Source organism: Paenibacillus sp. FSL L8-0494 (assembly GCF_038003695.1).
GTDB lineage: Bacteria > Bacillota > Bacilli > Paenibacillales > Paenibacillaceae > Paenibacillus_AQ > Paenibacillus_AQ odorifer.
This window is the reverse complement of record NZ_JBBOPQ010000001.1, coordinates 5,683,934-5,704,354: the sequence shown is the minus strand read 5'-3', so window position 1 is coordinate 5,704,354 and position 20,421 is coordinate 5,683,934. Positions and strand designations below refer to the sequence as shown.

Genomic DNA, 20,421 nt, shown 5'->3' with positions numbered 1-20,421 from the left:
TTAGGAGGGAAACGTATGCCTATAACAAAGGATGAATCCACTTGGCCGATCATAAGCCTTAGTTTGGGGGAGGCGTTTGATCAGGAGACAGTAGAAGAATATATCGCTTATTGGGAAGAGCTGCTCGCGCGCCGATCTGCCTTCGGCCTGCTGATGGTGCATTCCGCAGAGAAAAACACACGTCCAGAGCGTGCGGTCACACAGCTGTATATGAACTGGTGCAAGATGAACAAGCGGGAAATCGCCCAATATTGTTCAGGCATCGCGGTCGTAATGCAGAATGCTAAGTTGCTTGCTGTCTACAAGCCAGTTACAGCGTTGTCCACTAAAAGAACCTACGGCTGCCCCGGAGGTGCTTTCTCCGGAGAGGCTGAGGCGATAAGGTGGCTGGAGGAGCAGTTGGCTAAGGCACCCTCGGGTACGAAAACCTAATATAGCTGCCCATAATTTGGGGATACACATTTAAGCTTTCTTCACCCTTTAGGGTGGGGAAGGCTTTTTTTGTCTAGAAAGATAAGAATCCGCCAACCCCTCACAACCAACGTGTCAGAGTAAGCTTTTTAAATATAAACGGGGTGTGTTGGATGAAGATAAATAATAATTATTTGAAAGAACAATTAAAACATGTATATTGGCTAAATGGTGGACCTTGTGCTGGAAAGACTACTATGACCAAGAAGTTTGTAGAGGAATTAGGTTTTCAAACATTAGGGGATGATCTCTTAAAATATAGACCATTCTCTAGTCCTATTGAATATCCTGCCCTTCAATTCCCTAATCCTAGTTTAGATTGGAATAAGTGGTTTAATAAACCTGTAGATGAACATTGCCAATGGTTATTTCAAGTGGTCGAAGAGATACCGTTTATCCCGGAAAAGAGAATGATATGTTTTTATACGTCCGATGCGGAGATAGAGAGATTATATTACTTTAGAGAAGACCATAAGATGATTCTGGACTGCATTAACGCTTATAAGTTAAATCCAGAAGAAACAATTAAACACAGTAATAAATCTATGATTAAGTTCTCCAATGAAATAAAGAACGCTTGCACTAAGCTGGGCATCAAAACCATAGAAAGAAAACTAAATATGAGCGTAGAAGAACAATTTAGGTTAGTTCGTGAACATTTTAAAATGTAGGGATGACTGTAAGGTATACCTACTCAAAGAAACCATTCCTAGAAAAGTACACAGGTGTGCCCGTATAATAAATAGGAGTAAGTAATTGGAAGTAGACTGATGATGAGGGGAGAGAAGACATGTTTTTCTTTAAGAAAAATAAAGGCATCACAAAAGAGGAACTGCAGGCCCTGGTTGAAGGCTTGGAGCAGGCTTATATGGATAAGGATGAAGAAGGTTTGAGCAAAAGATTTCATCCAGATAAGAGGGGAATGTCCTTTTTAAATCACTTTCAATTAATGATGACATTTCAAATCTATAATATAAAATCTGAAATTCTCGAATTTGAATTGCTGTCAATGGATGCTACTAAAGCAGTCTTTACATACACTCGGAAGCATATTCATACCTGTATCAACCCCGCCGATGAACGTGAGGAAAAAAGAAATCAAATTATCAGTTATTACGTTGAGGCTGTGAAGGAGAATGGTTCAATTTGGATTACGAGGTACAGCCCTTATAGCACGATTTTTGTAGATAAGAAGGGTGATTTCCTTAGTGGTGTGGATGCGGTCATTCCTCCTGGAGAAGAGATCAATTCAGGTATTGTGCGATTCATCCCGTATTTTCAGCTTAATAGCTATGTACCTGCAACATTCCATGTCTACAGTAACAGTCAATTTATCGGATATTATCCGCTAGGAGAATACCATCGGTACGAACCTTCGCATACGTTCACGATTAATTATTTTGATAAGATAGAGGCATCTTCTGTAGAGAAGCATACAGCGGATTATATCTCCCAAGAGACCTTGTTGACCGCTCAAGTACTGCATCAGACTGATAATAGCTCTGTAGTGGAGACGCAGTTGATGAACAATAATGTATTAGAGCATGAACTTGTTACCAGCCTGCTTACGAAGGATGGGTTCTATATGATTAGATTTCTGTATGACAAAGGGGAGCCGATACCGGCACAGGAGCGAGAAAAGTGGAAGCGTGAGATGGTCACTTTAGTAGAAAAAGAGCACAGCAGTTAACACAGAAACTTGCCGTTACAGACAGCACGCGAACTGTATCCTAAGTAACGATAAGTTTTTTTGGGAATAATGAGAGAAAAGGAGAGATGGAAATGTCCTATATCGTTGATTTTAAAAATGTGTCTACGGTTGGTTTAGAATCTTCACCAGTAGTAGATGCGCTTGCTGGTCTGCGTGCTAATGAGGCCCGTTATTTTATGAATAAATACAAGCATGAATTTACGGCTGTACAAGCCAGCGAAAGCCAGGAGACCCTTGATTATGTGAACCGAATTTTAAAAGAAGAACGTGATATTGAGTTTGCGGCCAATCCTTTAGAAACGTCGCGTTTTCAAGTGGAAAATATTAAATTTGCTTATGTCTTTTATGAGGATGGTCTTGCAGTCAACGTTATGTATACGGTGGATGACCCTAAGAAGCGTGCTGTTGGTTTTAAGCTTTCTGAGGGGATGGAGATCCCAAAGGAGCTAGAAGAGAAGTTTAAGTTTGCCAGGCAGAAGTCCAAGCTAGCTGGAACAATTCGGGGTTCGTTTTTTGTAATTAAAGGAGAGTATTAAGGTAAGCAAAATTGCAACTTAATCAATGAGAGGGCCATCCTATAAAAGGATGGCCCTAAATCTTTTCGGTATAGATAATTTGCGTAGGTTATCTATGGGAATGGACTCCCATTCAAGAGGCCGAATTTATTATATAGAGCAACGAAAACTGGAGTAGCGTGCCTACTTCACAATTATTTTGCATGAGTAGCTGAGATGCTGGAATGTACGGTATAAATCCCGTAGAAAAGAGCTGAGGTGGCTGGAATAGTGAAATGTACGGGATAAATCCCTTACAAATGAGTTGAGGTGGCTGAGATGCTGGAATGTACGGTATAAATCCCGTAGAAAAGAGCTGAGGTGGCTGGAATAGTGAAATGTACGGTATAAATCCCGTAGAAAAGAGCTGAAGTGGCTGGGACGGTGAAATGTACGGGATAAATCCCGCAGATAAGAGCTGAGGTGGCTTGGCTATATCGACTTGGTTGGAGACTCTCCGGGGGCATCAGATTTGATCCATTCAAATGTGTTCGACAAGCCACCTATCATTTGACAAAACATGGAAGATGTTGGATGCGGTCAAAAACAATCGAATTATTGAGATTGATATGGAAAAATATTTTGCAGCAGATTCATACTCCTCCTTGTTACAAGCTGAAGATATTGCCGACAAATTATCGAAGCTGGCTTCATCAAAATAACCTTATTGGATTGAACCTACCTGAAGTCATCTAAATAAAAGACGAAGCCTATTATGGCTTCGTCTTTTGTAGTTTTGCATACCCTTTTCATCCTAGAAAATAAGGTCCCTTTTACAAATGAACTATTGGACCGAAAGTACAGTCTCCAGCTCAGGGATATATTCCTTGACCATATTGTTGTCTTCCCACAGTCCTTTAGTCCCAGCTGGGGCTTGACCTTCGGAAACGACTAAGTACGGTTTGATGGTTACGGTACTCGGTATAGTCTTGAAGGGTTCAAAATGAACATTATAAGATTCGCTTACGGGGTGAGCACCGACAGGCTTCAGTTGAACGCCACGTTCATCCACAATGTCAAATTGAAGAGCGATGACGCCCCCGTTAGCACCCTTATATTTCGAAGGGATAGAAGCGAGCATTTCTTCTACGCTCTGGCCCGGTTTGGTTTTGTACTCAATGGATACCTGCGTTGTGATTGGGGTGATTTCTACCTTACTGATCTGCAAGTTAATGTTATCGTGATGCTTGGTCTCCTCTGAAGTTAGGGCGGTAACAGGCGTTGATGTGGTAACAGGCAGAACGAATTCGAACGGGACATCGTAACCCTTTAACGTTATATTTACAGTCAAGTCAAACTGATCAGGGAACTGGACAGTCTGTGTTGTTGTGCTCGGCTCATAATAAGTGTTCAAAACCTGAACCATTATGCTGGAAGCAGTCTCACCATCCATGTGTTCGTAACTCCAGAGCAGAGGTTGGCCTTTATAGAGAACCTCAAACTTATCCACCGCCCCTTTATTGGCATCGGAAGGCGGCGAATTGGGCTCCGAAGCCAGACGGTTTCCAGGAGTGGTTAGGTTCATAAGAATTCGGGTTCCGTCAAATAACAATGTTGGGATATTCATCGTCACATCGCCATGGGTCACGCTTTGGTTTACGTTTGTGATGAAATCCTCGGCTTGTTGAACACCGGGATCTAAGTTTTTTTCGCCCCATAATGAATAGATTTGTCCCAGAACCGGAATTTGCTTGAGTGCATCAGCTATTGCGGGCGATACAAAGCCGGAAGCAAGGAGTGTAACTCCCAGGATTGCAGCGGCTGCAGTGGAAACCCACCATTTATTAAAAGTTCTTGATACATCTATCTTTCTCTGAATGGGGGAAATAGAATTATCGGTCTCCCTGATGATTTGGTAAGTCTCATTCAGCTTGGAGCGGGCAATATCCGATAACTGATCGGGAAGTAAGCTTTGGCAGTTCTTTAATTGTTTTTCTAACTTAGTGTTTACCATGTCGCAACCTCATTTCTTGATTGAATTGAGATGAATGCTTTAGCTTTTTGCGGGCGCGATGCAGCCGGGTCTTCACGGCTACCGTAGAAATTTCGAGAATGTCGGAAATTTGATTGATCGGCATGTCCTGTAGGTAATGAAGGTGAATGACAATCCGGAGGTTCTCCTCAAGATGTTGAACGGCATCCCATAATTCGATTTTCTCATAATCCTTGGAAGTGGAAGGGACTTCGGGAAGTTCTCCATATGGGAGGGTTCTTGCGTTGTTTTTGAGCATTTTATTGCATTCATTAATCAGAATCCGGAAGATCCACGTTTTGAAAAATGCGGGCTCTCTGAGTGTATGGATGTTCTTAAAGGCTTTTAGCATCGTCTCCTGCAGGGCATCTGCACAATCTTCTTCTTTGTTGACGATGGACCTTGCAGTTCTGTATAAAGGTAACTCTATCTCCTGCATCAACTTCACGAATGCTTCAGGGTCCCCAGCTTTGGCTTTGACGACAATAGGATCTATATGCAAAGATTTACCTGCTTTCTTGACTAGAAGTCTTAGGATGTTCGTAACGTTACTTAAATATTAGATCGGGTAGGTAGCTAGAAGGTTACCACAAACATGATTCCATTCTCCGCATCTCGCAAAGGATGAAGATTACTTTTGCTGTCTGTAGCTAGTAGCAGGGTATCCTTCGCATAATGGGAAGGCATTTCACGGTGCTCTTCCGAACGATTAATGTGTAACTGAGCTAGCAAGGTGAGAAATTGGTTTTTTTCACAAAAAAATCGCCGTTCAAATTCCCTGTCAGGAATCGGACGACGATTTTTCATAAGCTAGTCAGTCAGTCAATCAATCAATAATATAAATGACCCATTCCCCTTGATCGTTTGGCCGAATAGCGTATAGCATTTTTACATTTTCAACGGTCTCTGCGGCCATATCCAAGCGTTGTCCGATTACCGTTATATTCACCTGATGTTCGTTGGGTAACATGGAATCGATGCTTTCAATGTCTGTGAATTTGTACTGATATTGTTCGTTATAATAAGGCTCCATAGCCTCTGCTAGTTTTTTGTTTACGAACCCGGATTGATAAAGTGTGTGGTCATGCTCAACCAAAGCAGTTAGGTTTTTTTCCAGCACTTCAAGTGCGGGAAGATCATTTTCTGTCAATTGATCTGAATATGATTTCAGATTTATCGACAATTCTGCTTTAAAGCTGGCTTCATTTGGCTGCTTAGGTTCTGTGTTTTGCGGCTTCTGCGTACTAATCGCTGAACTTTGGGTTGGCGTATTTGCTCCTATGCTCGGCTCCTCGATTGGTTTAACGTCCCCTCCACATGCTGCCAGAAAGATTAAAGACATCAACATGACCATTCTTGCAATAGTTTTTAACATCTAACCCCCACCTTTTTTTGAGGATATGTTAGTAAGTCGCGAGAAGATATGGAGAAATTTTAAGGGCTGAATGAAGCCCGAAAAAGCGGATTAAACCGCTAGATTAAATCGCTAGTTTTTGTGGATCATCTACAGAGTAACGTCCGCTTACCGCAAGCATGATTGTAGAAATAATGACGAGTATGAAACAGAGCACAAATGAATACCGGTACCCAACAACACTAGCTAATAACCCGCCAACAAGACTGCCAATCAGTCTGCCGATCGTGGATGAATTAGAGTAGAGCGTGGATGCATACCCAGGCATGTTTGGAAGCAGATCCTGAATGTAGCTAATGCCAATCGCTGAAATAACGGCAACAAAAAAGGCAAGCAAAATTTGGGCTGCAAGCATTTGCCACATCGCGCCTGAAGTAATGACAACGAGATAATAAGCTCCTCCGAAAATGGCTCCGCACATCATCAGGATTCGGTTACTGTATTTCGCACTGAGTAGTCCCAGCATGATCATAAAAGGAATTTCCAGCGCAGCACAAATACTGCTGACTAAACCGACATCGCTTGTTGTTCCCCCTAGATTGTTGGTGATAAAGAGGGCAGTATTGATGCTACTCGTCCAGTGGGCTACATACATGAGTATCATAATCAGAAAAGGAAGCAGAACATTACGGTTCTGACCCAACCGGAAACTTTTTACTTTTACTTCTGCAGTACTGCTTTTCACTTCTGTATTTGATTTCAGGAATAGTGAAATAAGTAAGGCAACCAGCAGGAATACTCCAATGGTGCCCGAGAAAATCCCCTTAAACCCAACAGCAGCAATTAGCAGAGTACCGATTAAAGGACCTGTAATAAAGCCGAGAGAGAAAGCAGAACGCAAGGTAGAATTTGCAAACGCAGTATCCGTAAAATCGCTCTTATTCACTGCTTCTCTAGCTATGGCGAACAATTGAGGCATCCCTGGTGCACCGAGTGCGGTGAACACAATCATGTAAATGAATAAGATCGTAAAATCCCCAATGAGCAAGTATCCGCTATAAGCAAGGGCATTACAGAGCGTGGAGACAAGGTAAATGTTTCTTCGATTTAAGCCAAGGTCAGAGCGTCTCCCGATTAGTGTACTGATCCATATTCCGGCAATTAACGTGGTGGCCAGAAAAACACCAAACAGCCCGACAGATACTCCAAGCTGTTCCGTAAAATAAATGGATAAAAAGGGTGCGCTGAGTGAAATCCCCATCCCCTGCAGTAACATGCATAAAAAGAGTAAGCCATAAGAGGGAATCGAAAATAGTGCAGTTAGTCGTTTGAACATGTTGTGAAAGTACTCCTCTATATTTGTTTAGATATTTCATAAAAAAAAGCCGTTGAAATTGATTCCAACGGCTTTTTGTATGCTTGTTTTTTTCAAGACCTTATTCAACATCATAATTGATCAGAAAGAATAAGTCTATACTTTCGGCTGGATTTTATTTACTATTGTGAAGCCGGCAAAACCTAATAAATGGAGTGTTGTTAATGGACGTTACTTGTCATCTCGATAAGACTGACTTACAGGATTATATTAGTAGGGTTTTTGGCAGCAGTTATTTCGTTGCTCGTGTTTCGCGCATGCATGGCGGTGCACAAAAGGTGGTCTACAAGATTGAGTGCAGTAATGGATTTTCCTGCGTTTTGTATGTGTGGGATCTTTCTATGAATTATTTTAAAGAAGAAAAAGCAAATGAAGATATAAATGAACAATCCTATGGAAGTCATTTATTCGAATTAAATAACAGGTACTTAACACAACATGGAGTTCAGACCCCTGCTCTTTATGATCTGAATAAGGAAAGAGATCGTTACTCTTTCGATTATGCTCTAGTTGAATATATAGATGGAAGAATGGCAGAAACCTATTTTTATCATCCCGATTTACGTGTTCAAGATAAAGTTTTTCAGCGTGTGGGGGAAATGCTTACTGCTATGCATACCAACGAGAGGCATGTTTTTGGGAAAGCAAATGCTAACGAGAGCAAGGGGGAATGCCATTTATTACAAATGGAAAATGCGAAAGTGCAGCTAGCTTATGCCTCCCAACATATTGAGAAGATCAGGTCTAATCAAAGCAAACTGCTCGATAAGTTGTACGAGCTTGAATCAAAAATTCAACCCAGACAGCAATATGGGTTTATTCACGGGGAACTGGGGCCTGACCATGTTATGGTTAATGATAAACTGGAACCCTTTTTGATCGATATCGAAGGGGCAATGTTTTATGATATTGAGCATGAGCATAGTTTTTTGCAGATGAGATTTGGGGATTTCTACCGGTACTTAAAGAACGATGCTCTGGATCATGATAGGCTGTTATTTTATCAATTCCACCATCATGTCTCCTTAACTTCAGGTGGATTAAAGCTGCTGCATAGAGGATTTCCTGATCAACAATTCGCCCAAGGTCTAGCTGATTATCAATCGGAACGCGCGCTGAGGTTTATCGAAGGATGAATTAAACAAGGCGTTTGGGTTGATAACCTACTGCCATGTCCTCGAAAGTAACCTATTAGCCTTCTTCACCCTTTAGGGTGGGGAAGGTTTTTTCGTTACACAACTATAAGGCATAATAAAAGACCGCATCCACTGGAATTGCTTCCGGAACTGGCGGTCTGATGTCTTAGTTATGAATCAATCTTTATCTGAAGGGTTAGTTAATGAAATTTAACGGTCTTGATGCGAGCCTCTTCTTCATAGCTAAGTGGTTTCGGAGATTGCGGAGTGTGCAGATGACGCTCCACGGAGTACTCCATTTTCCGGTAGTCCTCATTACCTGTATTCAATGTTGGATTCCAGTTTTCTGTCACCCAATTTTTAAGTTCTTTAAGTCCTGCTAGCATTTCCTCCAGCCTCCTTTGGCGAAGAAACAAAATAGATTTTGTAGTTCTTTGTTTACGCTTTCATTATAATCCTAAACTCCATTTTTTAAAAGGTGTGTCCGTCTGAAAAACACAGATTATTCAGTGAACATTGTGTGTTATTTAGGTTTTGTGCTTCATGTGGAGAGAAGTGTCTCCCTGTAGGAGACATTTTTAGTGGAGCTGAAAGGATACTCATTAGTACCACTTTTTTAATTTTTTTTACATCCGTATATCCAACAAATACTAACCTGAAGAAATAAATTTAGGGTGGAATATTTACAGGATTATTTTCTAATGAATATGGAAAAATAAATGATTATTAGCTGCGAGTTGCACTGAAAACCATTATTTTGCTAATCATAAATAAGATTGGTGGAAATAAATTTTATTTTTCTAAAAATAGAGAAAATAATTTACAAAACCAAAATATAATGATATTTTGTTTATGTAGAAAAGAAACCGCTCACAACTTAAGGGGGATTAACAATGACACTCACAAAGTTCCACGGAATTATACCTGCCTTTTATGCCTGCTATGACGATCAAGGAAATATTTCGGAATCCCGGACGCATGCTTTATGTGATTACTTATTTGAAAAAGGAGTTCAAGGTGTATATGTGGGAGGCAGCTCAGGAGAATGTATTTACCAGAGTCTCGACGAACGCAAAGCGGTACTAAGCTACGTAGCTAGTAACCTGAAAGGTAAAATGACACTGATTGCCCACGTGGGTGCCCCTTCCACTAGAGATAGCATTGAGTTAGCGAAACATGCTGCAACCTTAGGATACGATGCATTATCCGCAATCCCGCCTATATATTTCAAGTTACCTGATAGTGCAGTCTATAAATATTGGAGCGAGATTATGGAGGCAACCCCTCTAAGCTTCATCATATACAACATTCCTCAGACTACTGGATATACACTGACTCCGTCCCTATTTGAGAAGCTGCTTGCGAACAAAAAGGTGATTGGTGTGAAGAACTCCTCCATGCCGACTATGGATATTGAAAGATTCAAAAGAGTGGGTGGAAAAGATGTAGTGGTATTTAATGGACCGGATGAACAGTATGTTGCGGGAAGAATCATGGGAGCGGATGCGGGAATCGGTGGAACCTATGCGGTTATGCCTGAGCTGTTCCTGCAAGCAAATGAATTTGTTAAGGCTGGTAAGTTCGAAGAAGCTGGACAAATTCAAAGCGATATCAACGATATTATCATCGCCCTTTGTTCGCTCAAAGGTGCCATGTATGCCGGAATAAAAGAGATTCTAAAATTAAGAGGCGTAAACATTGGTAGCGTAAGAGCACCGCTTGAGGCAGTAGCCGCTGAAGATGCTGGTCCGATCGTAGACATTATGAAATTGATTGATCAAGCTATTGAAAGATATTGCGGTTAAGACAATGGAGAAATCCATCGTATGCTTTGGCGATTCTAATACTTGGGGCTACGACGCAGAGAGAGACCGCAGATTTAAGGATGATATTCGTTGGACGGGAATTCTTCATACAGAACTGGGTGACACCTACCGAATGATCGAAGAAGGACTTCCCGGCAGAACAAGTGTCAGTGAGGACCCTCTATTTGAAGGACTTTCTGGAATTTCCTATATCTATCCCTGCCTGATGTCACATTCGCCATTAGATTTGGTTGTAATCATGCTTGGGACCAATGATACAAAAGAAAGGTTTGGATTAACTTCTTATAACATCGCACAAGGTATTGTTAGATTGGCTCTTAAAGCTAAAAGTAGCGGTGCAGGACCTGAGGGGAAGGCTCCAGAGGTTCTAGTAATCGCGCCCCCTCCGATTGGAGCAGAGTATATTCATACCCCTATTGGCAAACCAATGGGTAGCGGATGTAGTGAGAAGTCTATGGAGCTCGCTGAGCATCTTGCAGCTTTGCTAACGGAAACTGGCATCCACTTTATAGACTCCAGAGATCATGTATCGATGAATGAAATTGATTATATGCATCTTGATCCGCAAGGACATCGTAGCATGGCCGATTTAGTGCAATACCATGCCAAACGGATTTTAAATTAAAGGTTCTATGCTTTCGAAGCAAGTTTTGTACGAAGCGATTCAGAGAAGATAATGCTCACAAAACTTTTAGGGAGGTTTATAAATGAAGAAAAAACGTTTACTCTCGACAATGGTTGCGCTAATGGTGATTATTTCTTTAATTTCAGGTTGCTCAGGTAACAATGCTGCTAGCTCTAATACATCCGATAATTCTTCTGCATCTGGGAAGGAAAAAGTGGGGATCAGAGTATGGCTGACTCCACAGTGGAAGGGTGTTGTGGATGCCACGGAGGCAGGCGCGGACTATGATAGCTTCCTAAAGCACGCCGCTGAGAAATTCAAAGCACAATATGATAAATATGATGCGGATATTCAAATAGAGGTCATTGCTGGAGATCAGCGCGATCAATTGCTTAACGTTAACTTAAGCGGAGGAACACCTCCAGATGTGTTCTTTGAGAGTGTATTCCCGATGGGGGATTACGTTCACCGTGGAGCATTGGTTCCTTTGACCGACATCATTGATGAAGACGCGAAAAGCGATATTGCTCAAAACTACTGGGACGCTGTAACGTTCGGAGAAGATATTTATTTCTATCCATTCCAGCACAACCCAGGCACCTTGGTTTACAACGCGGACATGTTTAAAGCAGCAGGCTTAGAAAAGTTTGTGGGTGAAGAATCCGAAATCAAAACTTGGAACTTGGATGAATATCAACAAATTCTTGAGGGTCTGAAAAACAATCTGCCGAAGGATAAGTATTCGAATGCATATCCAATGGCATTATTCGCTGTAAATAATCAGGGCGATACATGGAACCTTGCCTATATGAGAATGTTCGGCAATAAGTTCTTTGATGATCAAGGCAACATTGTCCTGAACGATGAGAACGGAGTTAAAGCTGCAACTTGGCTGAAAAACCTATATGACGGCGGATATACAAATCCAGGAGCAGAATCTGTTTCTTCTAATGATGCCAATGCTATGTTCCAAAATCAGCAATTAGCGATCAGTTTCACTAACCCGATTCTGTTTAATGGTACGAAAGCTAATATGGCGGATGGTACGGCAGCGAAATTTGATATGAGACTTGCTAATATTCCGTCGGAAAGCGGCGATCCTCTATCCTTTACTTATGTAGTAGGCGCTAGTGTATTCAAGTCCAAAGATGCTAAGAAGACTGAAGTAGCTAAAGATTTCGTGAACTTCTTCTCAAGCGATCCTGAGTTAGTTAAATCCTCTAAGAATGGTATTCCTGTAAGAAGTTCTGTAGCCGAAGCACTTAAAGCGGAGAATCCACTGTTTGCAGCTTACGATGCAAACTCTAAATATTTGTTCAACTTCACAGGCAACGTTCCAGGATACAGCCAATTAAGAGAGGTCTTATATCCAGAGCTACAAGCACTTTACATGGGAGCTAAGACACCGGAACAGTTTGTGCAAGATTATCAGGCAAGTGGCAACAAGGTGATTGAGACCAATAAAGCTGGCTCTGTAATTTTCCAATAATCTAAGACCAGATAAACAATACACGATTGACAGCCTTTAGGGTCTGAAGAGACTCTGGGGCTGTTAATTAGAAAGGTAAACGATATGAAACTACGTAGTAATTACCTAAAAGAGAATATTACAGGTTATCTGTTTATTTTACCTCAGATGATAGTATTCTTAGCCTTTCTTGTCTATCCGATCTTAGAAGGGATGCGGCTGAGTCTATACCAGATTAATTATGACAGTGAGAAATTTGTGGGTTTTGCCAATTACACCACATTGTTTAATGATCCGGTATTTTTTAAGGCTACCATCAACACCGTTGTGTTCGTAATATTTATCGTTCTACTTACAGTGGGGTTTGCATTGTTCGTAGCCTCTGCGGTATTTGATAAGAATGCTAAGTACGTTTCCTTTATTAGAGGAAGTTATTATATCCCGGTAATGGTGTCCATGGTGGTTATGAGTATGGTCTGGAGCTTTTTGCTGAATCCGGCTAACGGACTTATCTCTTATCTATATAAAGACATGGGGCTAGGGACGATTAATCTGCTGGGAAATCCAAAGACGGTTCTGCCAGTCGTGATATTTGTAACCTTCGCAACTAACGTGGGCCAGGCAATTATTCTGTATATAGCTGCGATGATTGGTGTCTCGAAAGAGCTTTTTGAAGCAGCCGAAATCGACGGTGCTAGCAGATGGCAAGTGATATCAAAGATCCTGATTCCTTCGGTAGGACCTACAACAACTTATATTACGATTATCAATATTATTGCCGTATTAAAAATCTTTGTAGTCATTCAGTTACTGACCGGTGGCGGACCGAACAATTCCTCCGTAACACTGATGTACTACCTTTATAATAATGCCTTTAAATATAACCAACTCGGCGTAGCTTCTGCGGTAGGGGTTATCATGTTCGTGATTACATTGATATTGTCTGTGCCACAGCTACGAAGCATGATTAAGGTGAAGTGAGGGGGAATACAACATGTCGAAGATTAAAAACAAGAAAAAGAGAGAGAAGTTTGATGTGATATCGAATGTGATCATTATCCTCTTCGCACTCCTTAATCTTTTTCCACTATATTGGTTATTCACAAGTTCACTCAAGAACAGCTCGGATGTTGTGAAGATGCCTCCAGACTGGTGGCCCAAATCGATTACATTCTCCAACTATGTGGATGTATTTCAGAACCAGCCGGCTTTAAGATGGACGTTTAATAGTATTTATGTATCAGGTGTTTCTACTATTTTGGTTATTGTTGTAGGCTCTATGGCCGCCTATGCATTCTCAAAGATTAATTTTAAAGGTAAAAATATAATCTTCATTATCTTTATATCAAGCTTGATGATTCCTAAAGAAATTATGATTGTACCCTTATTCCGGATCACCCAACAATTTGGAATGGTAAATAGTTATAACGGTATGATTTGGCCGAACGTGGCGGGTGCATTTGGAGTCTTCCTATTAAAGGGATTCTTCGATTTAACCCCTAATGCCTTAAGAGAAGCCGGGAGAATAGACGGTGCAAATGAATGGAGAATCTTCACGCGCATCATGTTGCCTATTGTCAAACCTGGTATTGGAGCCTTATTTATTCTAAATTTCGTGCAAGTCTGGAATGATTATTTGTGGCAGCTGGTTATAGGCCAAGAGAACAAAATGAAAACATTAATGGTTGGTACTGCGACCTTAATGCAGGATTTGAATCCTAATTTCGCTTATAAAATGGCCGGAGCTACCATCGCTGCAATTCCGATGTTGCTAGTGTTCATGTTATTCCAACGGTTCTTCACCAATGGGATTACGGCAGGAGCAGTTAAAGAATAAATAAAAATGTGGAGTGGGTTACTGATGAATACTGAAAATAATGTACTTAAAAAAATAAAACATAAATTAGTCGTCTCCAGTCAAGCCTTACCAGAAGAACCGCTGCATAGCCCGTTTATTATGGGGAGAATGGCTTATGCTGCTTACTTAGGCGGGGCTTCTGGAATTCGGGCAAACAGCGTAGCGGATATTCAAGAAATCAAAAAGCAAGTGAATCTGCCGATCATTGGGATAATCAAAAAGGTGTATGAAGGCTCTGAAGTCTTTATTACACCCACTCAAAAGGAAGTCGATGAGCTGTACCGCGAAGGGGTAGATATCATTGCTATGGATGCTACAGACCGTATTCGCCCGGACGGATCTACTATTTCTGAACTTTTTCCACTTTTAAAAGAGACCTACAAAGATCAACTGTTTATGGCGGATTGTTCTACATTTGCGGAAGCTGCGAAGGCTGTTGAGCTGGGATTTGATCTGATTGGAACTACCTTGAGCGGTTATACAGAGGCTACTAAAGGGCGCAACTTGCCAGATTTTGAATTGGTTCAACAAATCGTCAACAACTTCTCTGTTCCCGTTATAGCTGAAGGTGGGGTTTCCACTCCTGAAGAATTAAAGACCATGTTTGATTTAGGTGTGTATTCAGCAGTGGTTGGCTCTGCGATCACGAGACCGATGGAGATTACGAAACGGTTTGTGAACGCTATTCAGTAGAACGCCAGAGAGGGTAGATGGAAATGAGGATTGTAGCCGTAGATATTGGCGGTACCAATACCAAGATGTGTATATGCGATAAACAGGGGAATGTACATGACTTCAAGGAGTATGCAACAGAAAGCTACTTGGGGGGACCTCATGTAATCTCAAGAATGCTGGAAAAGATTGCAGAATACGATCATTTTGATGCCATTGCCATAAGCACCGCGGGCCAAGTTAATGCAGAAGAAGGATTTATTGTCTATGCTAACGAAAATATACCTAGATATACTGGAATGAAAATTAAGGATATTGTCACCCATCATTTTCATAAACCTGTTATGGTAGAGAACGATGTGAATTCAGCAGCATTAGGCGAGGCTTATTTTGGGGCTGCTCAGAGCTTTAACAATTTCTTATGTCTAACCTTTGGCACAGGCATTGGCGGTGCGATCGTCATTAATCGCCAAATCTATAAAGGGGCTAATGGGGTAGCGGCTGAATTTGGCCATATCTTTACTCACCCATTGTCGGCCACATCCGGAGTAGAAGGACTGCCATATTATGAGAAATACGCTTCAACCACAGCTTTAGTCAAGATGGCTCAACTGGCAGATCCCGAATGCACGGATGGAAAAGCCTTATTTGATAAAATACAGAGCGGAAATGAGCAGCTTGAACGTATTTTAGATCTATGGATTACTGAAGTGGCTGTTGGTTTAGCTTCTATCACGCATATCTTCAATCCATCCGCGATTATTATTGGTGGCGGCGTAATGGAACAAGAAGATTTGGTTCGAAGGGTAGAAGAACGAACGAAGTCTTTGCTTATGGAAAGCTTTGCGGGAGTGAGAATTGTTAAAGCCTCATTAGGGAATAAGGCAGGTCTGCTGGGAGCTTCCTCCTTATTCGTACATTAATTTATTGAAAAGGAGGGGCTTTTTTGCGGACAATCAGTATTTTTTCTTCAATTCATTCTAAATACAATAATTTGACGAATACGGAGAAGAAGGTAGCGGACTACGTACTGGAGAACACGAGAAGTGTAGTCTACATGTCGATTACTGATCTTGCAGATGCATGTGATGTTGGGGAATCAAGTATATTTCGATTTTGCAAATCTTTAAGTTATAAAGGGTATCAAGAGTTCAAGATCGCATTGGCACATAGCATCACTGTGGAGAATGAGATCCCGCAGCTTACCGATCAAATTCTGATGGATGATACGATTGAAGCTGTTGCTTCTAAAGTGCTGACCACGAATGTAAGTGCACTCAACGAGACCTATAATTTAATTGATATACAGAAGATCAGTGAGGCTATTGAGTATTTGATTAATGCAGAACGTGTATTATTTTTCGGTGTGGGCTCTTCTCTAGTCACAGCTATGGAAGCCAAAATTAAATTTATGCGCATTACGAACAAAACGGAATGTTTAATGGATTCACATCTGCAGATGATGTCGGCAGCACTGATGTCTAACCGGGATGTCGCTGTTGTGATTTCTTATTCCGGCTCGACCAAGGATAGCATTGAGGTTGCGAGAAAAGCAAAGGAAAGAGGAGCCAAAGTAATATCCATTACCAGGTTTGAAAAGTCACCGTTAACCTCGTACTCCGATCTGACCCTGCTATGTGGTGCTAATGAAGGACCGCTGCAAGGGGGTTCATTATCTGCAAAGATATCGCAGCTCTATCTGCTTGATATTTTATATGTAGAATATTTCAAGAAGACTAGTGAGCAATCCATAATTAATAAAGAAACAACAGCTTCAGCAGTCAGTGAGAAACTGGTTTAGTACATTAAGATGTGAGGGGAATGGAAAGCTATGATCTTAGGTTCTTTGTCATCTTGGGAAGAGCATATCAAGTATGAGAATCCTGTCATTGTTGAGGCTATCGAGGAATTGAAAGTAATCTTACAACATGATCCTGATCTTGGACGAATCGAAATTCGCGGGAACGAAATGTATGCTTCGATTATGGCTCTTGAGGCAAAATCGCTGGAGGAACAAGTCGCAGAGAAGCATGAGGCCTATATTGATGTGCATTATCTGATCGAAGGTGAAGAAACGATTGGCTGGGCAACCCTGCAAGAAGGGATCGAACCCATTAAGCCTTACGATGCCGAAGGAGAATATGCGCTTTATCCCCCATCAGCAGATGAAATATTGTTATCTTTGAAGCCTGGCATGTTCGCGGTCTTTTTCCCTCATGATGTTCACAGACCGGGTATGGGTCAACCGGGGCAGCAGATTAAAAAAGCTGTCATTAAAATCCACACAAATCTACTAACTCCATAACATTGAAATTGAGGCTGGTAGCGGAACCATTCCGCTGTCAGCTTTTTTGCGTCGCTTCTATTTACTTATATCTAAATTTATAAATATACAAAATATAAAGATTGGTGGTAAACTTAACATGCCTAAAGCTTTTTTTGTAGAGCTTAAGGATTTTTTTGCATGCACATTTATGAGTGAGCAAAGAATATTACAGAGAATTACACTATAGAAAGAATAATGGAGGCAGGAGAGTTAAATGAAGAATAAAGGTCTAAAGAGAATGTTGTTGTTATCTATGATGGTTGTTGTCATCGCTGCACTTGCAGTCGGTTGTGGTTCGAAAAATAATACAAATACAGAATCGTCAGAGGGAGCTGCTCCAGAGGCTGCAAAAGAAGTTACCTCCTTGTCGCTAGGTTTATTGCCCTCGATTGATGCTATTCCTTTTATCATCGCACATGAACAAGGTTTCGATAAAAACCACGGTGTGGAGCTGGATATCCAAACATTTAAAAGCGCCAAAGATCGGGATGTAGCTTTTCAAGCAGGCAAGCTGGATGGTCTAAGCGCTGACCTGGTTGCGATCTCCATTTACAATGAGGCTGGACTGGATGTGAAGATCGCCAGTACAACTTTTGGAGAGTTTGATTTGCTGACTGGAAATGAATCCATCCAGGATGTGAAGGATTTGAAGGGTAAAACCGTGATTTTGTCCAAAAATACCTCCACACAATATACAGTGGCAATGATGCTGAAACAAGCGGGCCTGACCGAAGATGATATTACAGTCACAGAGGTTCCACAGATTCCGACCCGTTTAGAATTGCTTAAGAATAATAAGGCGGATGCGGCTATTTTGCCGGAACCTTTTGTAACGATGGGCAAAACCTCAGGGCTGCGTGTACTGAGCTCAACGCTAACTGCGGGAGTAAATCCGTTCGTATTAGCTTTCCCGCAAACTGCAATTGATGCCAAAGCAGAGGCTATCCGCAGTATGTATGCTGCATATGATGAAGCAGTAGCTTATATGAAATCCCATGAGCAATCCGAATATATCGATCTTGTAATCAAAGAAGTAGGATATCCGGAAACATTAAAAGATGAAATCAAGGTACCAGATTATGTACCAGCTTATCAAGTGGATGTGAAGGAAGTAGAGGCCGCATTTGCTTGGGCACGGGAAAAAGGTTTGCTCAGCAAAAATATCTCGGCCGAAGATGTGATTTCTGATGTCCAATTCAAGAAATAAAGGACTCGTTATAAAGGATCTGAAAGTAGAATATAAGAGCGGACAATTGGCCTTGGGTCAGGTAGATTTAACTTTGCCGGAGCACGGGATTTACACCATTATCGGACCCTCCGGCAGCGGGAAATCAACTTTATTACGGGCGATTGCGGGCTTGCTGCCTAGCTATCAGGGACACATTCTTTTTAATGAGAAATCTGTGCATGAGAAAGAAACGTTAATCGGGCTGGTGCCGCAGAACTACGGGCTTCTTCCTTGGAAGACTGTACATGATAATATTCAGATAGCGATGAAGATTACGCATACGGCAAGTTCATCCAAGCAAGAACGGGAGACGCAGATTAAGCAGTGGCTTTCGTCGATGGCGATCTCTGATTTAGCAGAACGTTATCCCTTATCCCTTAGTGGAGGCCAGCAGCAAAGAGTGGCGATTGCCAGAGCTTTTGCCATTTTGCCTACTATTCTGTTGCTGGACGAGCCATTCTCTGCACTCGATGCGATAACAAGGGAAACGCTGCAGGTCCTCTTTTTAGATAACTGGCTGGCTAACCCTACGACTACGTTATTTGTCACTCATGATGTGGAAGAAGCGATTCTGCTGGGGCAAAAGATTATTGTCATGCCTTCCAACAAAGAAACTACACCTGAGATTATTGATAATCAGTTGGTGTTTCATATGAAGCATGAGGATAAGCGGGACAGTGTAGATTTCTTTGAGCAGACTAAGCGGATTAGAAAGGTAATGCAGGAGATATGGTAAACAAACGTCGACTTCATCATCTAGTAAGGCTTCTATTTGTATTTGTCTGTATGAATGTAGTCTGGTATATCGCATTTTTACTTATGAATCATTCGATTTTGCCAAGTCCCTTTGCTGTATATAAAGCGATGTTTCAGTTAGGGGCGCAGGATATTGCTATAAATGTGGGGTATAGCTTGTTCAGAATTTTTGCGGGTGTGGTGCTGGCGTTAATTATTGGACTGCTCATAGGTCTTCTAATGGGACGTTCGTTGACCTGGAACAAACTGCTGGACCCTGTGGTTTACTTGACCTATCCGGTTCCCAAAATTGCCCTGCTTCCAGTAGTGATGCTGTTCTTCGGGCTTGGGGAAACGTCCAAAATCCTAATGATCATGCTGATTCTATTGTTTCAGATCATCATCTCGGTAAGGGATGGGGTTAAGGCTATTCCGGACAATACCTATGATGTCTTAACTAGTATAGGTGCCAGCGCTGTGCAGAAGTTCTGGCATGTGACACTGCCGGGTGCATTGTCAGTGATTCTGAGTACGATTCGTATTTCGCTAGGGACAGCGATATCTGTACTGTTTTTTACGGAGATTTATGGAACAGAGCACGGCATGGGCTTTTTCATCATGGATGCGTGGTTAAGATTAGATTATCCGGAGATGTATGCGGGAATTATGTTGTTCAGCTTGGTCGGTTTTATTCTCTTCTTGCTTGTTGATTTTCTTGATTACAAGTTTATGAAGTGGCGGAATTAAATTTAGTTGAGATATAACTATAGCTTTCCTTTGCCCGAGTTTAGGCAAAGGGGAGCTTTTTTTATATGATTTTTGGTGAGAAAAAAATTAATTTTAATTTCATTATTATTTGAATGGAAAAATAAAACAGTAAAATAAATGGAGGGAAAAATGAAAAATAAACTTACTTATGGCTGTAAACCCCCGTTTATTTTAGAGGAATATAAAGATGGTGAGATGAAAAGAGGGAATTTATTTTAAAAAAACTAATAAATCTCTTAATTTCTTGCATATCTATTGGAAATTATATTCATAAAAGTATAAAAAGGTTTAGTTTAATTTATTTACAACCGGATTTTAGTATGGTATTTTATCAATGGAAAC

22 protein-coding genes are annotated in these 20,421 nt (G+C 41.3%); 17 read left to right on the top strand and 5 right to left on the bottom strand.

Annotated elements, in window-relative coordinates:
* Positions 1-15: 15 nt before the first annotated feature.
* The 4 genes from NYE35_RS25785 to NYE35_RS25770 all read left to right on the top strand — a co-directional run bounded on the left by NYE35_RS25785 (position 16) and on the right by NYE35_RS25770 (position 2,718).
* Entirely contained in the window at positions 16-432 is a 417-nt protein-coding gene (locus NYE35_RS25785; RefSeq protein WP_036679675.1) for a hypothetical protein, read from the top strand.
* A 152-nt stretch (positions 433-584) separates the two neighbouring features.
* On the top strand, positions 585-1,142 hold the full coding sequence (locus NYE35_RS25780) for a hypothetical protein (RefSeq protein ID WP_341122227.1): 558 nt from the start codon (positions 585-587) through the stop codon (positions 1,140-1,142).
* A 119-nt stretch (positions 1,143-1,261) separates the two neighbouring features.
* Positions 1,262-2,161, top strand: a complete 900-nt coding sequence (locus tag NYE35_RS25775) for a hypothetical protein (RefSeq protein WP_341122226.1) — start codon at positions 1,262-1,264, stop codon at positions 2,159-2,161.
* A gap of 92 nt (positions 2,162-2,253) precedes the next feature.
* Complete coding sequence (locus tag NYE35_RS25770; RefSeq protein ID WP_076274796.1) at positions 2,254-2,718, top strand: phage tail protein; 465 nt, start codon at positions 2,254-2,256, stop codon at positions 2,716-2,718.
* A gap of 802 nt (positions 2,719-3,520) precedes the next feature.
* Here NYE35_RS25770 and NYE35_RS25765 read toward each other — a convergent pair.
* From NYE35_RS25765 to NYE35_RS25750, 4 genes are all read right to left on the bottom strand, one after another.
* Positions 3,521-4,690 carry a DUF4179 domain-containing protein gene (locus NYE35_RS25765; RefSeq protein ID WP_038573113.1) on the bottom strand — a complete coding sequence of 390 codons (1,170 nt, stop codon included), beginning with the start codon at positions 4,688-4,690 and terminating at the stop codon, positions 3,521-3,523.
* Positions 4,677-5,210, bottom strand: a complete 534-nt coding sequence (locus tag NYE35_RS25760) for an RNA polymerase sigma factor (RefSeq protein ID WP_038573112.1) — start codon at positions 5,208-5,210, stop codon at positions 4,677-4,679. Before NYE35_RS25760 ends, NYE35_RS25765 begins: the two co-directional genes overlap by 14 nt.
* Positions 5,211-5,534: 324 nt before the next feature.
* Positions 5,535-6,083 (bottom strand): hypothetical protein, encoded by a 549-nt coding sequence (locus NYE35_RS25755; protein ID WP_076146380.1) that lies wholly within the window; start codon positions 6,081-6,083, stop codon positions 5,535-5,537.
* Between the two features lie 103 nt (positions 6,084-6,186).
* Entirely contained in the window at positions 6,187-7,398 is a 1,212-nt protein-coding gene (locus NYE35_RS25750; RefSeq protein WP_052097297.1) for a sugar efflux transporter, read from the bottom strand.
* A 248-nt stretch (positions 7,399-7,646) separates the two neighbouring features.
* Here NYE35_RS25750 and NYE35_RS25745 point away from each other — a divergent pair, with 248 nt between their 5' ends.
* Complete coding sequence (locus NYE35_RS25745) at positions 7,647-8,573, top strand: phosphotransferase (RefSeq protein ID WP_076274808.1); 927 nt, start codon at positions 7,647-7,649, stop codon at positions 8,571-8,573.
* Between the two features lie 200 nt (positions 8,574-8,773).
* Here the strand turns inward: NYE35_RS25745 and NYE35_RS25740 are convergent, their stop codons facing one another.
* Positions 8,774-8,959: a hypothetical protein gene (locus tag NYE35_RS25740; protein ID WP_036679656.1), complete on the bottom strand. Its 186-nt coding sequence runs from the start codon at positions 8,957-8,959 to the stop codon at positions 8,774-8,776.
* 507 nt (positions 8,960-9,466) lie between these two features.
* Here NYE35_RS25740 and NYE35_RS25735 point away from each other — a divergent pair.
* The 12 genes from NYE35_RS25735 (at position 9,467) to NYE35_RS25680 (ending at position 20,058) form a co-directional block, all read left to right on the top strand.
* Positions 9,467-10,378: a dihydrodipicolinate synthase family protein gene (locus NYE35_RS25735; protein WP_341122223.1), complete on the top strand. Its 912-nt coding sequence runs from the start codon at positions 9,467-9,469 to the stop codon at positions 10,376-10,378.
* A gap of 4 nt (positions 10,379-10,382) precedes the next feature.
* Positions 10,383-11,024, top strand: coding sequence for an SGNH/GDSL hydrolase family protein (locus NYE35_RS25730; RefSeq protein ID WP_341122222.1), 642 nt, complete (start codon positions 10,383-10,385; stop codon positions 11,022-11,024).
* A gap of 82 nt (positions 11,025-11,106) precedes the next feature.
* Positions 11,107-12,513, top strand: a complete 1,407-nt coding sequence (locus tag NYE35_RS25725; protein ID WP_341122221.1) for an ABC transporter substrate-binding protein — start codon at positions 11,107-11,109, stop codon at positions 12,511-12,513.
* An 84-nt stretch (positions 12,514-12,597) separates the two neighbouring features.
* A complete protein-coding gene (locus NYE35_RS25720) occupies positions 12,598-13,473 on the top strand; it encodes a carbohydrate ABC transporter permease (RefSeq protein WP_036679648.1) in 876 nt (291 codons plus the stop codon).
* Between the two features lie 13 nt (positions 13,474-13,486).
* Positions 13,487-14,329, top strand: coding sequence for a carbohydrate ABC transporter permease (locus NYE35_RS25715; protein WP_080742596.1), 843 nt, complete (start codon positions 13,487-13,489; stop codon positions 14,327-14,329).
* 24 nt (positions 14,330-14,353) lie between these two features.
* The gene (locus NYE35_RS25710) at positions 14,354-15,043 is read left to right on the top strand and encodes an N-acetylmannosamine-6-phosphate 2-epimerase (protein ID WP_036679646.1); all 690 of its coding nucleotides are present in this window, start codon (positions 14,354-14,356) and stop codon (positions 15,041-15,043) included.
* Between the two features lie 23 nt (positions 15,044-15,066).
* Positions 15,067-15,945, top strand: coding sequence for an ROK family protein (locus tag NYE35_RS25705; protein ID WP_076103677.1), 879 nt, complete (start codon positions 15,067-15,069; stop codon positions 15,943-15,945).
* Between the two features lie 23 nt (positions 15,946-15,968).
* Positions 15,969-16,823 (top strand): MurR/RpiR family transcriptional regulator, encoded by an 855-nt coding sequence (locus NYE35_RS25700; protein WP_051491079.1) that lies wholly within the window; start codon positions 15,969-15,971, stop codon positions 16,821-16,823.
* 30 nt (positions 16,824-16,853) lie between these two features.
* On the top strand, positions 16,854-17,327 hold the full coding sequence (locus tag NYE35_RS25695; RefSeq protein ID WP_038573106.1) for a YhcH/YjgK/YiaL family protein: 474 nt from the start codon (positions 16,854-16,856) through the stop codon (positions 17,325-17,327).
* A 235-nt stretch (positions 17,328-17,562) separates the two neighbouring features.
* Entirely contained in the window at positions 17,563-18,555 is a 993-nt protein-coding gene (locus NYE35_RS25690; RefSeq protein ID WP_094902111.1) for an ABC transporter substrate-binding protein, read from the top strand.
* Positions 18,536-19,312: an ABC transporter ATP-binding protein gene (locus NYE35_RS25685; protein WP_038573105.1), complete on the top strand. Its 777-nt coding sequence runs from the start codon at positions 18,536-18,538 to the stop codon at positions 19,310-19,312. The genes NYE35_RS25690 and NYE35_RS25685 overlap by 20 nt, the downstream gene beginning before the upstream one ends.
* Positions 19,306-20,058, top strand: coding sequence for an ABC transporter permease (locus NYE35_RS25680; protein WP_081383954.1), 753 nt, complete (start codon positions 19,306-19,308; stop codon positions 20,056-20,058). Before NYE35_RS25685 ends, NYE35_RS25680 begins: the two co-directional genes overlap by 7 nt.
* The last annotated feature ends 363 nt before the right edge of the window (positions 20,059-20,421 follow it).

Coding starts and splice junctions, on each gene's coding strand:
- NYE35_RS25715 (WP_080742596.1), top strand. CDS start 13,487: ATGTCGAAGATTAAAAACAAGAAAAAGAGAGAGAAGTTTGATGTGATA.
- NYE35_RS25780 (WP_341122227.1), top strand. CDS start 585: ATGAAGATAAATAATAATTATTTGAAAGAACAATTAAAACATGTATAT.
- NYE35_RS25695 (WP_038573106.1), top strand. CDS start 16,854: ATGATCTTAGGTTCTTTGTCATCTTGGGAAGAGCATATCAAGTATGAG.
- NYE35_RS25765 (WP_038573113.1), bottom strand. CDS start 4,690: ATGGTAAACACTAAGTTAGAAAAACAATTAAAGAACTGCCAAAGCTTA.
- NYE35_RS25775 (WP_341122226.1), top strand. CDS start 1,262: ATGTTTTTCTTTAAGAAAAATAAAGGCATCACAAAAGAGGAACTGCAG.
- NYE35_RS25770 (WP_076274796.1), top strand. CDS start 2,254: ATGTCCTATATCGTTGATTTTAAAAATGTGTCTACGGTTGGTTTAGAA.
- NYE35_RS25710 (WP_036679646.1), top strand. CDS start 14,354: ATGAATACTGAAAATAATGTACTTAAAAAAATAAAACATAAATTAGTC.
- NYE35_RS25785 (WP_036679675.1), top strand. CDS start 16: ATGCCTATAACAAAGGATGAATCCACTTGGCCGATCATAAGCCTTAGT.
- NYE35_RS25690 (WP_094902111.1), top strand. CDS start 17,563: ATGAAGAATAAAGGTCTAAAGAGAATGTTGTTGTTATCTATGATGGTT.
- NYE35_RS25680 (WP_081383954.1), top strand. CDS start 19,306: ATGGTAAACAAACGTCGACTTCATCATCTAGTAAGGCTTCTATTTGTA.
- NYE35_RS25735 (WP_341122223.1), top strand. CDS start 9,467: ATGACACTCACAAAGTTCCACGGAATTATACCTGCCTTTTATGCCTGC.
- NYE35_RS25705 (WP_076103677.1), top strand. CDS start 15,067: ATGAGGATTGTAGCCGTAGATATTGGCGGTACCAATACCAAGATGTGT.
- NYE35_RS25720 (WP_036679648.1), top strand. CDS start 12,598: ATGAAACTACGTAGTAATTACCTAAAAGAGAATATTACAGGTTATCTG.
- NYE35_RS25685 (WP_038573105.1), top strand. CDS start 18,536: ATGTCCAATTCAAGAAATAAAGGACTCGTTATAAAGGATCTGAAAGTA.
- NYE35_RS25755 (WP_076146380.1), bottom strand. CDS start 6,083: ATGTTAAAAACTATTGCAAGAATGGTCATGTTGATGTCTTTAATCTTT.
- NYE35_RS25730 (WP_341122222.1), top strand. CDS start 10,383: ATGGAGAAATCCATCGTATGCTTTGGCGATTCTAATACTTGGGGCTAC.
- NYE35_RS25740 (WP_036679656.1), bottom strand. CDS start 8,959: ATGCTAGCAGGACTTAAAGAACTTAAAAATTGGGTGACAGAAAACTGG.
- NYE35_RS25725 (WP_341122221.1), top strand. CDS start 11,107: ATGAAGAAAAAACGTTTACTCTCGACAATGGTTGCGCTAATGGTGATT.
- NYE35_RS25750 (WP_052097297.1), bottom strand. CDS start 7,398: ATGTTCAAACGACTAACTGCACTATTTTCGATTCCCTCTTATGGCTTA.